This is a genomic window from Dendrosporobacter sp. 1207_IL3150 (assembly GCF_036763085.1).
Classification (GTDB): Bacteria; Bacillota; Negativicutes; order DSM-1736; family Dendrosporobacteraceae; genus JBAIYU01.
Genome location: NZ_JBAIYU010000017.1, coordinates 160114 through 173533, shown reverse-complemented (window position 1 = coordinate 173533; position 13420 = coordinate 160114). Strand labels below are relative to the sequence as shown.

The following is a 13420-nucleotide window of genomic DNA, read 5'->3' as shown; positions in this document are numbered from 1 at the left end:
CCCCTACTAGAGCTCTTTTTCACCTTTATCAATAGTTTTTACTTTATATATACCATTCTCAAGCTTTAATTCAACTGTTCTACCATAATTCCCGCCAGTGTCATCTGCAATAATTTTTATGTCTATTTTCTTAAGCATTGAACGAACTGCCTCTGAGTTTCGTTCTCCTACTCTCATAATGTCTGTTGCGTTAGCAAAAGTGAACATCTGTGAACCACCAGCTATTTTAGCCGTGATGCGATTTTTACTTGCCCCTAGCTTAAGCATATCACTAAGCATTAAAGGCAAAGCAGTATCTGCAAACTTGGCAGGGTTTTCTGCCGAGCGAGCTTGGGTACTATCAGGAAGCATTATATGAGCTAGACCGCCGATTTTTGTAAAAGGATCGTATAGCGCAATCCCAACACATGAGCCTAGTCCGTAGCTTATAAGATTCGCTGGATAGCGACCGACTTTATAATCTGCCATACCTACCTTAATAAGCTCCGACATTATTCCTTCACCCCTATTGCGGTCAAAATAGTACTTAAAGAACCGGGATCAGGAATGAGGAAAAAGTGACCCTTTACACCATCATTATCGGTAGTAAATTCAGTCTCTATTACTAACGCGTGGTCACCCATCTGACCTAGCTGAATTAACACTACACTTAAAATAGCTCCTGCCATATCAATAGCCAAGGCCGGTATGGAAGGTAGTAATGTCAAATTAGTAAAATGGGAAAGTGCGTTTAAATAGGCACCTGCTAAAATATTTCCGATTTCCATAAGTGCCGACTCATCCATTGAGCTTAGAGTAGTAGTACTACCTTGCTCTCTCCCCATAAGCATATCAACTAAATAAAATGCACTCTCGCGCGGTAATAAAAACAATATACTGCTAGGGGCAAGACCATAAACCCTTAGAAAAACCCCAACTACCATAGCATCCGGTCCGCCTACTACATCTGGTACATCTCCCAATGGCATAATAGCTACTTGCGGAACAGTCATATCAATTTTGCGATCTATAATCTGTGATAGTGCAGTAGCCGAATTACCAGCTCCTACATTTCCGATTTCCCTTAGAGCATCTAACTGCAATGCCGATAGGCTTAATATATCCTCAGACAAACTATTCACCTCTTCATTACTTAAACAGCTTTGGTATCTTGGCCTACGCCAATTATCATTTCTAAATTCAATAAGATTAGTAGGCGATTATCTAGTTTTCCGACACCACTGATAAAATTAGCAGCAATACCGCCCACTACTGAATCTGGGGATTCGATATTAGTTTGATCAATAGCTAAGACTTCGGAAACTGCATCAACAAGCATCCCTAAAACAATTTCGTCAATTTTAATTATTATAATTCGTGTATTGTCGGTATGGTCTTGCGGAGGTAAATTAAGACGATTTTTAAGGTCTATTACCGGTAGAACACTACCACGCAGATTAATAACTCCAGTGATATAATCAGGTGTATGAGGAACACGTGTAATATCGGTCATACGTTTAATTTCTTGAACCTGAAGTATGCTAACTCCATATTCTTCTCTACCTAGTTTAAAAACGACCAACTGCACTTCATTGCCTGAATATGTCTTTTCTGCCATACATCTCACCCCTAATTATATTGCATTAATGCACCTACATCTAGAATAAGTGCGACTTGGCCGTTTCCTAAAATTGTAGCCCCAGCAATAACTTTGATACCTGCTAAAAGCTTACCCAAAGATTTTATAACAATTTCTTGTTGCCCAATTAGATTGTCTACAATAATTCCCGCTCTGTGCTCACCCATATGTACAACAACTACAAACAACTCTTCCTGTGAATCATTACCTTTCTGAGGGACATTTAGTTTATTAGCTAACCTAATGATTGGAATTATTTGGCCCCGCAAAAGAATAACTTCCTGGTTTTGGATCGTTTTAATATCTTCGGTAGTAACACTTATAGTACTATCAATCGACCCTAAAGGTATCGCATATATCTCTTGGCTCACTTTTACCAACAACGCTTGAATTATCGCCAAGGTCAGAGGCAGTCGAATTTTAAACTTACTTCCTTCATTTAATTTTGTTTCTACATCAACCATACCGCCAAGCGACTCAATTTTATTTTTAACCGCATCCATTCCGACACCGCGTCCTGATACATCAGTTACAACTTCCGCGGTTGAAAATCCAGGTAGAAAGACAAGTCGAACGGCATCATTAGCATCCATCTTGTCCGCCTCAGCCTGAGTAATAAGTCCCTTTTGTAATGCTTTATTTTTAATTACATCAGAATTAATGCCTTTCCCGTCATCTTCAACAATTATAATTACGTTGTTACCTTCGTGACGAGCAATTAGACGTATTTCCCCTATCGGGTTTTTCCCTTTAGCCTGGCGCTCATTAGGTTTTTCAATACCATGATCAATTGAATTGCGAAGGAGATGCACAAGAGGATCCCCAATTTCATCAATAACTGTCCGATCTAATTCTGTTTCTTCACCCTGAATAATCAAATTTACTTCCTTATTCAAATCACGTGACAGATCCCGAACCATACGCGGAAAACGATTAAAAACCTGTCCTACTGGAACCATTCGGACTTTCATAACTACCGACTGAAGATCTGTTGTTACCCTATCCATTTGTTCTATTGTCTCAACCAAATCCGCTAAACGATGGGTAATGCCAATTTGTTCAAGTCGAGTTTTATTAATTACTAATTCCCCAACAAGATTAAGAAGTGAATCAAGTTTGTCAATATCAACACGAACAGATTGTCCACTTTTAATTTTCTTATCAGCGGAGCTGGCTTGAGCAGCAGTAGCATTCTTCTCTACTTTTGCTACTGAATTATTCTCAATGTTAACAGTATCTGATATTACTTTGCTTGTCTCTATATAATTAACTGAAGGCGCCTCACATACTAAAACCTCTGCTTTATCAACTTCTGATATAGATAATACAGTTTGGTGGACTTTAGCTGCCTCAGCTGCAGTTAAAAGTAATACTTCGAAACTAAATGCAAATTTCTCTTTTTCTAAATCTTCCGTTGATGGAACTGTTTTTATAATATCCCCTAGTTCCTCCAAGGCACTTATCACCATATACGATCTTGCTGATTTAAGAAGGCATCCTTCACGTAGTGATACCTTGATCTCGAATGCTTGCATACCAGTATCTTTCGCTGATTTTATAATAGAAGCTTCTGTATCACTAAGCACAATACTGGAAACTTGAGGCGTAGTTTCACTGTTTGTTTGGATAGTTACTTCGCCCTTAGCGACTAAATTCAATTTATCTATTAAGGGTTTAATATCCAAGACTAAATCATTACCACTTGCCACATTCTCAACCAGTTGTTCTAAAGTATCAACACATTTAAAAACAGTATCTATAATATCCGGTGTTGCTTTTAGCTGATTTTTACGAAGAAGATCGAGGACATTTTCCATTTCATGGGTTAACTCAGCAATTGTAGTAAACCCCATCGTAGCAGACATTCCCTTAATTGTATGAGCACTACGAAAAATCTCATCAAGTACCGATAAACTTTCCGGATCGTTTTCTAACTCAAGCAGACAACTGTTCAGTGTTTGTAAATGCTCGCGGGATTCTTCTAAAAACATCCCCATATACTGGTTAGTGTCCATTACAATTCCCCCATCTTATTTGGTAACAGATTTGACTATTTCAGACGCTATGTTGTTAATTGGAGCAATTTTATCAATCACTCCTAGCTCAATTGCAGACTTTGGCATACCAAAAACTACAGCAGTCGACTGATCTTCGGCTATAGTAAACCCATGTTGTTGTTTAATCGCTTGCATTCCTTTCGCCCCATCATGTCCCATTCCAGTAAGTATTACTCCGGTTGCATTACTACCGTAAGTCTTAGCTACTGATTCGAAAAGCGGATCAACTGCAGGACGATGACCAGCTAGAGGAGGACTTTGGTTTAACTTTATTAACCTCTTATTGCCATCAGTTTCAACTGTCATATGATAGTCACCTGGCGCTATAAGCACTAGTCCCGGGCGAATTACATCATTGTTCTCTGCTTCTTTTATTGTTAATGATGATATTGAATTTAGTCGATCTGCCAAGGATTTTGTAAAACCGGGAGGCATATGTTGAACTATTACTACGCCGCAAGGTAAATTTCCTGGTAGCTTGGTAATAATTTCTTGCAATGCACGAGGGCCGCCAGTAGAAGTTCCTATTGCAATTACTCTTTCGTTGCTGAATATAGGTACAGTTTTTACGGATGTTTTTAGCGGAACAGGAGAAACTACTGTTTTAGATATTGGTAGAGCCAGTCTTGTCACATTTGCACGTACAGCAGATCGGCATTTAACTATTAATTCCTCGCTTATAGCAGCCACACTAGAAATTGGACCGGCTGCTTTGGCTACAAAATCAACCGCCCCTAACGCTAAGGCTCGAATTGTAGCGTCAGCTCCAGCTTGCGTCAAACTACTAACCATAACAACCGGCGTCGGGAAATCTTGCATTATTACCTCAAGAGCCTGCATACCATCCATAATCGGCATCTCGACGTCCATGGTTACAAGATCAGGCTTTAGCCTCTTTACTTTATCAATGGCATCTTTGCCATTACGAGCTGTATCTATCACTAAAAAGCCATCCTGACCTGTAAATACGTCAGTCAGCATTTTTCTCATGAATGCCGAGTCATCAACAATAAGAATTCTTATCATTACGCCACCTCATCTTCCACCTATAAACCTTTCTGTCGCAATTCGAGTTGCTTTTTAAATATGAATTTGATAATTTTACTTCGAACACTCTCTGGCGTATCTATAAATTTAGTACCTACCCAAAATACTGGCAAATCAGACTGTGGTTTTTCTACTCTAACTACTTCACAATTTAATTGAAGCTGTTCTAAATCGGGTAAGTTAATATGTATTTTAAGCTTTGTTCCAAGACGTATGGGCTGCTTACTGATGAGTCTAGCACCGCCACCACTGATATCTTTGGTAATTGTCTTAGTAGTCTCTGAGTCCTCAGATTCAGCACATTGCCATTCAACTGGTAGCATTGTATCAATCCTAACAAAAGCACGCTGCTGAATCTTTTTAATTTCGTTAGGAAGCGAAACTATCCAAATAGGCAATGGGCGTAATTGCTTGTCAATAAAAATACAAGTAAATTGGTAGGAAGCATTATTGGAAACCATACGAACAAAAAACTTACTTCCACTACTAAGTAATATCGGGTATCCTTTACTCATTGGCATTGCAATTACCATACTCTTTTCGTTGACTTCTTCGATACGGCTTGTTAACTTTTCCTCAGGAACAGAGGCTAGTATTATTTCTAATCTTTGGTTAGGCTTGATAATATCTTCTGGCTTAATTTGTTCTGACTTATTCACATGTACCTCCTGCCTAAAAGGTTGTTACTGTCTCCAAAAATCAAACACTCTACTGAAAAAACCTTTAATTCCACGAGGTGGAACTGCATAATTTCCGAACAGTATGTTTTGCGCTATATTATTAATACACTTTGATGCTAACGTATCAGGAAAAGCTAACAATAATGGTTTTTGATTCTTAACGGCTTTTATAAGGTTTCGATCTTCGTATATGAATCCTATACCTATTACAGAAAGTCCTAGAAAGCGGAAAGCAGCTTTAACTAGTTTATCGGTTACCATCTCGCCTTCACCAACTTCTATAACCCTATTCACAACTAATTTAAGCGGAGAAGTTCCGTTATTATTGATGTAAGCTTTCATCATTGCATATGCATCAGTTATTGCAGTAGGCTCCGGTGTAGTAATAATGATAACCTCGTCGGCAGCAATAACAAAATTCAATACGTTACGATTTAATCCAGCACCTGTATCAATTAAAATAGTATCGGCCCAATCATCGAATAAAGAAATCTGGCTTATTATGCTAAATAATTGTGAATCCGTTAAATTTGCCAAGTGGTGAATTCCTGAACCGCCAGATAAATATTTTATGCCATAAGGTCCTTCAGAAACGGCTTCATTTATTGCTAGACCATCTTCTAGAATGTTTAATAAGTTATATTTTGAAGTACGGCCTAAAACTACATCGACGTTTGCGGTTCCTAAATCAGCATCTATAATCAAGACCTTCTGTCCTAATTTTGCTAAGGAAATAGCCAAATTTACAGTGAAATTTGTTTTTCCTACTCCCCCTTTACCACTTGTCACAGTAATTACACGTGCTTTATTTGCAGGCTTAGTAATTATCGCTGCCTCGCCCACTTTACTTTTCTGCACTAATTGTCGTAACTTCTCAGCTTGATCAGCCATATTAATCCCTCAAGACCATATTAGCAATTTTTTGAGGATTTGAAAGTTCAATATCATCAGGTACATTTTGGCCAGTAGTAATATACGAAAGAGTAGTAGGAAATTGATACAAGAGATTAATTATCGTACCTATATTACTTGCCTCATCAACTTTAGTAAAAATAATCTTTTGTGGAGCACAAACGGAAAACTTACGTACTATATCTAAAGCATCTTTGTATTTTGTAGAAGTACTTAAAACCAGATGTTTTTCTATACTAGCATCTACTTCCAAAAAAGCTTGTAATTCGGCTATTTGATAGTGGTTTCTGGGACTACGTCCTGCTGTGTCAATTAAAATAAGATTTTTGTCCTGGTGACGATAAAGAGCATCCTTTAATTCGTCTGGTGTATAAACTATTTCAATCGGAACTCCAATTATATCCGAATATGTTTTTAATTGCTCCACAGCCGATATACGATAAGTATCAGCTGTAATCATCGCAACCTTATAACCCTCTTTTATTGAAAACTGAGCTGCCAATTTTGCAATAGTAGTTGTTTTGCCAACCCCAGTCGGGCCTATAAACGCAACAGTCTTACACCCAGATGAAGAAACTTCGATACCTTCTATTCGATGTAAATAACTAGTCAAGCGGTCTAAAAGCATTCTCCTTGCTACAGAGTTAGAATCATCGCCAACTTCTTCAATATCAGGGATACCTTTTAATAAATTCTCGGCAATTTTAACTTCAACATCATTTCTAACTAGAAGGTCGAGCAGATGTGAGTTTTTGCACTTACTCTGAGGAATCTTATGCAGCACTTGTTCAAGCATTTTACGCATATTAGCAAGTTCATGTTGCATAACTAAGGAATTATGATCAGGTTCTTCCCATAAGTTATGATCAATATTCTTCGCCGCAACTGTTTGCTTTTTTTCTGTTGTCAATGCGGCTGCTATTGGAGGAGAGTCTACTGCAGCCATAACCTCGACCATCTCTTTTCCAAAGAAGCCGAATAGACCACCTTTTTTGAAGCGTCGTGTGTGCAAAATAACAGCATCACGACCCAACTCATTTTTAACCTGATTCATTGCGTCCTGCATAGAACTGGTTGTAAATACTTTAACTTTCAATTATATTCTCACCATCCCTAAAGCCTGCACCTCAGCTTTTGATTCTAGTTCGGCGTAGGATAAGACGACTAAAGAAGGCGCAGCACGTTCAGTCAACTTACGAAAATAAAGCCTAACAGCAGGGCTTGTAAGTACTACTGGTTGATAGCCAAGATTAGTTAATTTAGGAATTTCGCTGTTTAAACTATTGATCATATTCTGCATAACGGCAGGCTCAAGCGCAACATATGAACCATGCTCGGTACGCTGAACAGATGCAGATATTGTATTTTCTAATTGCGGTTCAATTGTTATGCAAGTCAAAATATTATTTTGTACATACTGTCGTGAGATTTGCCGTGATAAAGCATGACGAACATATTCACCTAGTATTTCAGGGTCTTTAGTTAAGGTTGCATAATCCGCTAAAGTTTCTAAAATCGTAACCATGTCTCTAATAGAAATACGTTCTCTTAACAGTCCAGCCAGCACTTTTTGAACATCTCCTATGGACACCAAATTTGGGACTAGTTCATCAACAACTGCTGGGGAATTCTGTTTGACGCTTTCTACTAGATTCTGTGTTTCTTGACGACCTAAAATTTCTGCCGCGTGGGCTTTTATGATTTCGGTCAAATGTGTTGCGAGTACTGAAACAGGATCGACAACCGTGTATCCTGCCAATTCAGCCTGTTCCCTAGCACCATCCTGAATCCATAAGGCCGGAAGTCCAAAGGCAGGTTCTACAGTATCAATTCCTTTAATTTCTTCCATTACATTGCCTGAGTTCATTGCTAGATAGTGATCAAGTAATAATTCTCCCTTAGCTATTTCTATTCCTTTGAGCTTTATCATATATGAGTTAGGTTTCAACTGAATATTATCACGAATTCTAATGGTAGGAACAATTAACCCCATTTCTAAAGCGCACTGACGTCGAATCATAACAATTCTATCAAGTAAATCTCCACCTTGACCTGCGTCTACCAAAGGGATTAAGCTATAACCAATTTCCAGTTCCATAGGATCTACCTGAAGTAAAGAGACGATGTTTTCTGGTTTTCGTACTTCTTCGTTTTCTTGCTGCTCCATTTGAGAAATCTCTGATTGTGCTTTGTCCTGATCCGATTTATGAAGATTATAGCCAATGGCTAAAGAAATAGCTCCTAGTACAAAAAACGGAATGCCAGGAAGACCGGGCACTAATGATAAAAGAACTAAGACCCCAGCAGCAATGAAGAAAACTCGTGGATTATTAAAAATCTGCGACGCAATATCCTGTCCAAGATTAGAATCTGAAGCAGCTCTCGTAACTACTATACCTGTCGCAGTAGATATTAATAAGGCAGGTATTTGATTAACCAGACCTTCACCAACAGTCAGTAAAGTATAGCTCTGAAGTGCATGTAAAGCATCGAGATTTCTTTGCACCATGCCTATAAAGAAACCGCCAACAATATTAATAATAATTATAATAATTGCAGCAATAGCGTCGCCCTTAACGAACTTACTTGCACCATCCATAGCGCCATAGAAGTCTGCTTCACGCTGAATTTTTTTACGGCGATCCCGCGCTTCACTATCAGAAATAGCACCAGAATTCAAATCCGCATCAATACTCATTTGCTTTCCAGGCATAGCATCTAAGGTAAAACGAGCAGCAACCTCAGCTACACGCTCAGCACCCTTAGTAATAACAATAAATTGTATGATAATCAAAATAACGAATACGATAAAACCTACAACTGCATTACCGCCAACTACGAAATTACCAAAGGCCATGATTACCTCACCGGCATAGCCATCAATTAGAATTAGCCGCGTCGATGAAACATTAAGAGCCAAACGAAACAAAGTAGTTATAAGAAGTAGTGAGGGAAATATAGAAAACTGCAATGGCTCTACATTATAAATAGCAACCATTACAATAATTAATGCAAACGTTATATTTAACGATAATAAAAGATCCAGCAAAAACGTAGGGAGCGGGATAATCATCATAATAACGATGGTAATTATCGCTACAGCTATGAGAATATCACTATATTTTTTTAATACACCAAATGGCGTTGACTGTGTAGCCATGATTACTCGCCCTTTCTAATAGAGAACAATAAATTACGATAATTTCTTTTTTAGTCTGTAGACATAAGCCAATACTTCTGCTACTGATTTGTATAGTTCTGGCGGAACTATGTCGCCGACTTCGGAGTTACTATACAAAGCACGAGCTAGAGGCTTATTCTCGACGATAGTTACACTATGTTCTTTAGCAATTTCTCTAATGCGCTTAGCTAAAAGGTCTTGTCCTTTAGCAATTATCATAGGCGCTGCCATGGTGTTGTCATATTTTAGGGCAACAGCAAAGTGTGTAGGATTTGTAACGATTACATCTGCCTTGGGAACTTCATGCATCATACGACTCATTGCCATTGCTCGTTGACGTTCCTTTATCTTTCCTTTGATTTGAGGATTACCTTCAGTTTGCTTATATTCTTCTTTAACTTCCTGCTTACTCATCTTTAAACTCTGGTTATGTTCCCAATGTTGATAAAAAAAGTCTAAAGCAGCCATCACGAGCATTACTCCGCTAATTTGAAAAACTAGTGTCAATAAAAGCCCTGTTATCAGTTTTAGTGAATCAGACAGGTCAGCACCAATTAAATTTGGTAACCGTCCGGCTTGCTCTATCATGAAATTGTAAACGAAATAGCTAACTATGATTATTTTGAAAATAGCTTTGAATAGTTCAACTAAGGACCTTTTTGAAAAAATCCGCTTAAAGCCGGATAATGGATTTATTCTTTCTAACTGGGGCATTAAAGGTTCAAATGAAAAGTTAATACCAACTTGCAGAAAGTTAATAAATACAGAGGTAACTAATATTACAAGCATTATTGGTAATGAGGCTTTTAAAAAAACAATTCCAAAGTTTAGAAATATCTCGCTAACTGTATTAAGCGTAAAATCTTGATAGGAAAAATTAGAATAAATAAACCTCATATAATTTGCTAATTCATCGTAAATAAAACTTCCAATAACTTTTAAAGCTAAAAAGGCCGCCATAATTCCTATCGCAGAATTAACTTCGACACTCTTTGCCACCTGCCCCTTTTTTCGGGCATCTGCCTTACGCTTTGGCGTAGCATCTTCTGTCTTTTCACCACTAAACAACTGTAGATTAAATGCAGGCAATTTGGTTGCATGCATTAGTTGTAGTAAATCATTTGAAGTTTTCAAGCAATTTGTATATGTTAGTAAACATGCCATTAAATGCCACTTCCAAAAATAGAATGTAAAAAGGTAAGGCCAAGGATAGAACAAAAATGCCGACAATTATTTTGCCCGGCACACCAACTACAAAAATATTCATTTGCGGCATTGTGCGAGCCAGTATTCCTAATGCTATATCAGTTAACAGTAGTGACACCAGCACGGGCAGGCTTATTTTTAAAGCAATAGAAAATATGCCCCACACCATATCCACAATAATTCCTGTTAGGGCGGTATTGAATACTACTCCAGTAATAGGAATTATTTTGAAACTATTAAATAAAGCAATTAACAATAAATGATGACTGTTAGTTATAAGAAAAACTATAAGAGCTAAGATATATTTAAAATTGCCGATAAGGGGAACTTGTTGGCCTGACTGAGGATCAAAAACATTAACTATACCAAATCCAACCTGAGTATCAAGGAGTTGACCAGCCATATGAACGGCCGAAAAAACAAATGAACTAGCATAACCAATAATCCATCCTACCATCAATTCACTTATCATCATAAAGGTAAATAGTAGAACGTTTTCAGGAAGGACTACATTCGTTTGAGACACAATTGGGAATAAAATCATCGAAATAGCTAATGCTAATCCTGCCTTTATATATACTGGTATATTACGACTGCCGAAGATAGGGGTTACTATGAATATCCCACTTATACGTACAAATATAAGTAGAAATACTCCTAGTGAGCTTTGTATAATTGTGAATAAATCCAAAACAAACCACCTTTGCTAGCGAATAATATTAGGCAAACTAACAAAAATATTGCGCGTATAGTCAACCAGCAAACTAAGCATCCAAGGACCAAATACTAAAATAGCAACAAAAACTGCAATTATCTTTGGTATAAAAGCCAAGGTTTGTTCTTGTATCTGAGTAGTAGCCTGAAAAATACTAACTAAAATACCGACTAGCAGCCCTAACCCAAGCATTGGTGCAGCAACCAGCATAACCATAGTTAAAGCATCGCGCCCAACCTGTACAGCAAAATCACCGGACATCATTATCCCCCTTAATTAAAACTGGTTACCAATGACTTAATGATTAGATGCCAGCCATCTACTAGAATAAAAAGCAATATCTTAAATGGCAGTGAAATCATTACCGGTGGAACCATCATCATCCCCATTGACATCAGTGTGCTGGCTACAACCATATCTATTACAATAAAAGGGATATAAATCATGAAACCAATTTGAAAGGCCGTTTTCAGCTCACTTATAACAAACGCAGGAATAAGTGTTGTTGTAGGAACATCATCAGGCGAGTTTGGTCGTGATGCCTCTGAAATATTTACAAATAAAGCTAAATCATTTTCCCTTGTTTGCTTGAACATAAACTCGCGCATTGGCTTTAAACTTTCTGTAATAGCCGCATCCTGTGAAATAGCACCATTTAAATAAGGTTGAAGACCATTAGTGTTGGCCTGCTCAAGATATGGCGACATAATGAAAAATGTCAAAAAAAGTGCTAATCCAATTAAAACTTGGTTCGGCGGCATCTGTTGAGTAGCCAACGCACTTCTCAAAAAAGACAAAACCACGATTATACGAATAAATGATGTCATCATAATCAATATTGATGGCGCTAACGATAAAATCGTCAGGGTGAATAATATTTGTAAGCTAAGCGCAACGTCCTTTGGATCGTTTGCCGATTCAACCCCAACGTTGAAACTAGGTATCGGCATTATTGGAGCGGCCTTAATAGTTTCAGGCATACTTATAATTAACAGCATCACTATGATACTCAAAACAACATAGCGTTGTTTAAACACAGCTTTACCTCTTCTCATTCTCATTGTCTTGCTTGGTTCTATTATTGCTGCCAATAGAAGGGAGCTTTTGCGTTATTTGGTGCAAAGAAGCAAGATGGCTTTGGAAGATGTTACTAAACTGTTCTTGATCTGCTCTGTCGACTTTCTGTACACGCAGTTTTTCAATTTCAGCTTCATCTGTTATCTCTTGAAGAAGTGTAATATTATGATCAGTTACCCCAAGAACCATACATTTGCCGGCGATTTCTACAACATATACCGCTCGGTTTGTCCCAAGAGACAAAGTAGTAATAACTTTACTAGATTCACCAAAAGACTGGCTTCCTAGCTTTTGTCCAATAAATTTTGACGTAAAGTAGGCTAAGCCAATGACCAGTGCAAAAGTCACAATCAACGAAAAAACATAAGAAATGGTGGACATCCACGATGCACTAGTCGGCGCTTGCGGCTCCTGGTATTTTAGATACTCTCCTTGAGCTTCTTGGGCACCGACTTGAGACGAAGCCAATAGCACGCATACTAGAATACATATTGGCAAGATACGCTTATTAATAATTCCCATTATTAACCGACTGCTTTTCGTACAGCCTCTAATACTCGGTCTGGCTGAAATGGCTTTACAATAAAATCACGGGCACCAGACTGAATTGCTTCAATAACCATTGCCTGCTGTCCCATAGCACTACACATTATGACCTTTGCGGCAGGGTCGATCTTTTTAATTTCCTTGACTGCAGCAATACCATCCATTTCCGGCATTGTAATATCCATAGTTGTAAGGTCTGGCTTTAATTCTTGGTACTTTTCTACTGCTTTCAGACCGTTTTCCGCTTCACCAACAACTTCATAACCGTTTTTTGTAAGTATATCTTTAATCATCATTCTCATGAAAGCAGCATCATCAACAACCATAACCTTAATTGCCATTTTTCATCTCTCCTTAAATTCTTCATTGAGCATTTTCTAG

Annotated in this window: 15 protein-coding genes; all 15 read right to left on the bottom strand. The window is 38.0% G+C overall.

The features are described from left to right. Positions 1 to 6 precede the first annotated feature (6 nt). Genes V6C17_RS09920 through V6C17_RS09850 form a run of 15 tightly spaced genes read right to left on the bottom strand, consistent with a single transcriptional unit; the run spans position 7 to position 13380 of the window. On the bottom strand, positions 7 to 492 hold the full coding sequence (locus V6C17_RS09920; protein WP_333522410.1) for a chemotaxis protein CheD: 486 nt from the start codon (positions 490 to 492) through the stop codon (positions 7 to 9). Further along, a complete protein-coding gene (locus V6C17_RS09915) occupies positions 492 to 1112 on the bottom strand; it encodes a chemotaxis protein CheC (RefSeq protein ID WP_333522409.1) in 621 nt (206 codons plus the stop codon). Before V6C17_RS09915 ends, V6C17_RS09920 begins: the two co-directional genes overlap by 1 nt. A 20-nt stretch (positions 1113 to 1132) precedes the next feature. Next, the gene (locus V6C17_RS09910) at positions 1133 to 1597 is read right to left on the bottom strand and encodes a chemotaxis protein CheW (RefSeq protein WP_333522408.1); all 465 of its coding nucleotides are present in this window, start codon (positions 1595 to 1597) and stop codon (positions 1133 to 1135) included. An 11-nt stretch (positions 1598 to 1608) separates the two neighbouring features. Further along, on the bottom strand, positions 1609 to 3633 hold the full coding sequence (locus V6C17_RS09905; protein ID WP_333522407.1) for a chemotaxis protein CheA: 2025 nt from the start codon (positions 3631 to 3633) through the stop codon (positions 1609 to 1611). 15 nt (positions 3634 to 3648) lie between these two features. Further along, positions 3649 to 4701 (bottom strand): protein-glutamate methylesterase/protein-glutamine glutaminase, encoded by a 1053-nt coding sequence (locus V6C17_RS09900; RefSeq protein ID WP_333522406.1) that lies wholly within the window; start codon positions 4699 to 4701, stop codon positions 3649 to 3651. Between the two features lie 20 nt (positions 4702 to 4721). Then, positions 4722 to 5381, bottom strand: a complete 660-nt coding sequence (locus V6C17_RS09895; protein WP_333522405.1) for a flagellar brake protein — start codon at positions 5379 to 5381, stop codon at positions 4722 to 4724. 24 nt (positions 5382 to 5405) lie between these two features. Then, the gene (locus V6C17_RS09890; RefSeq protein WP_333522404.1) at positions 5406 to 6293 is read right to left on the bottom strand and encodes a MinD/ParA family protein; all 888 of its coding nucleotides are present in this window, start codon (positions 6291 to 6293) and stop codon (positions 5406 to 5408) included. A gap of 1 nt (position 6294) precedes the next feature. Beyond that, entirely contained in the window at positions 6295 to 7410 is a 1116-nt protein-coding gene (gene flhF, locus V6C17_RS09885) for a flagellar biosynthesis protein FlhF (RefSeq protein ID WP_333522403.1), read from the bottom strand. Next, positions 7411 to 9474 (bottom strand): flagellar biosynthesis protein FlhA, encoded by a 2064-nt coding sequence (flhA, locus tag V6C17_RS09880; protein WP_333522402.1) that lies wholly within the window; start codon positions 9472 to 9474, stop codon positions 7411 to 7413. A 33-nt stretch (positions 9475 to 9507) separates the two neighbouring features. After that, on the bottom strand, positions 9508 to 10659 hold the full coding sequence (gene flhB / locus V6C17_RS09875; RefSeq protein ID WP_442891473.1) for a flagellar biosynthesis protein FlhB: 1152 nt from the start codon (positions 10657 to 10659) through the stop codon (positions 9508 to 9510). Next, positions 10613 to 11392: a flagellar biosynthetic protein FliR gene (gene fliR / locus V6C17_RS09870; RefSeq protein WP_333522401.1), complete on the bottom strand. Its 780-nt coding sequence runs from the start codon at positions 11390 to 11392 to the stop codon at positions 10613 to 10615. The genes flhB and fliR overlap by 47 nt, the downstream gene beginning before the upstream one ends. A 15-nt stretch (positions 11393 to 11407) precedes the next feature. After that, complete coding sequence (gene fliQ / locus V6C17_RS09865) at positions 11408 to 11677, bottom strand: flagellar biosynthesis protein FliQ (protein ID WP_333522400.1); 270 nt, start codon at positions 11675 to 11677, stop codon at positions 11408 to 11410. 11 nt (positions 11678 to 11688) lie between these two features. Beyond that, positions 11689 to 12414: a flagellar type III secretion system pore protein FliP gene (fliP, locus tag V6C17_RS09860; RefSeq protein WP_333522573.1), complete on the bottom strand. Its 726-nt coding sequence runs from the start codon at positions 12412 to 12414 to the stop codon at positions 11689 to 11691. A gap of 43 nt (positions 12415 to 12457) precedes the next feature. Continuing rightward, the gene (gene fliO, locus V6C17_RS09855; protein ID WP_333522399.1) at positions 12458 to 13015 is read right to left on the bottom strand and encodes a flagellar biosynthetic protein FliO; all 558 of its coding nucleotides are present in this window, start codon (positions 13013 to 13015) and stop codon (positions 12458 to 12460) included. Between the two features lie 2 nt (positions 13016 to 13017). After that, positions 13018 to 13380: a response regulator gene (locus V6C17_RS09850; RefSeq protein ID WP_333522398.1), complete on the bottom strand. Its 363-nt coding sequence runs from the start codon at positions 13378 to 13380 to the stop codon at positions 13018 to 13020. Positions 13381 to 13420: the final 40 nt, after the last annotated feature.

Excerpts from the sequence above, each read along its gene's own strand:
- V6C17_RS09900 (WP_333522406.1), bottom strand. The coding sequence starts at position 4,701 with ATGATAAGAATTCTTATTGTTGATGACTCGGCATTCATGAGAAAAATG.
- V6C17_RS09910 (WP_333522408.1), bottom strand. The coding sequence starts at position 1,597 with ATGGCAGAAAAGACATATTCAGGCAATGAAGTGCAGTTGGTCGTTTTT.
- V6C17_RS09920 (WP_333522410.1), bottom strand. The coding sequence starts at position 492 with ATGTCGGAGCTTATTAAGGTAGGTATGGCAGATTATAAAGTCGGTCGC.
- V6C17_RS09905 (WP_333522407.1), bottom strand. The coding sequence starts at position 3,633 with ATGGACACTAACCAGTATATGGGGATGTTTTTAGAAGAATCCCGCGAG.
- flhA (WP_333522402.1), bottom strand. The coding sequence starts at position 9,474 with ATGGCTACACAGTCAACGCCATTTGGTGTATTAAAAAAATATAGTGAT.
- fliP (WP_333522573.1), bottom strand. The coding sequence starts at position 12,414 with ATGCTGTTAATTATAAGTATGCCTGAAACTATTAAGGCCGCTCCAATA.
- fliO (WP_333522399.1), bottom strand. The coding sequence starts at position 13,015 with ATGGGAATTATTAATAAGCGTATCTTGCCAATATGTATTCTAGTATGC.
- V6C17_RS09850 (WP_333522398.1), bottom strand. The coding sequence starts at position 13,380 with ATGGCAATTAAGGTTATGGTTGTTGATGATGCTGCTTTCATGAGAATG.
- fliQ (WP_333522400.1), bottom strand. The coding sequence starts at position 11,677 with ATGTCCGGTGATTTTGCTGTACAGGTTGGGCGCGATGCTTTAACTATG.
- flhB (WP_442891473.1), bottom strand. The coding sequence starts at position 10,659 with ATGGCATGTTTACTAACATATACAAATTGCTTGAAAACTTCAAATGAT.
- V6C17_RS09890 (WP_333522404.1), bottom strand. The coding sequence starts at position 6,293 with ATGGCTGATCAAGCTGAGAAGTTACGACAATTAGTGCAGAAAAGTAAA.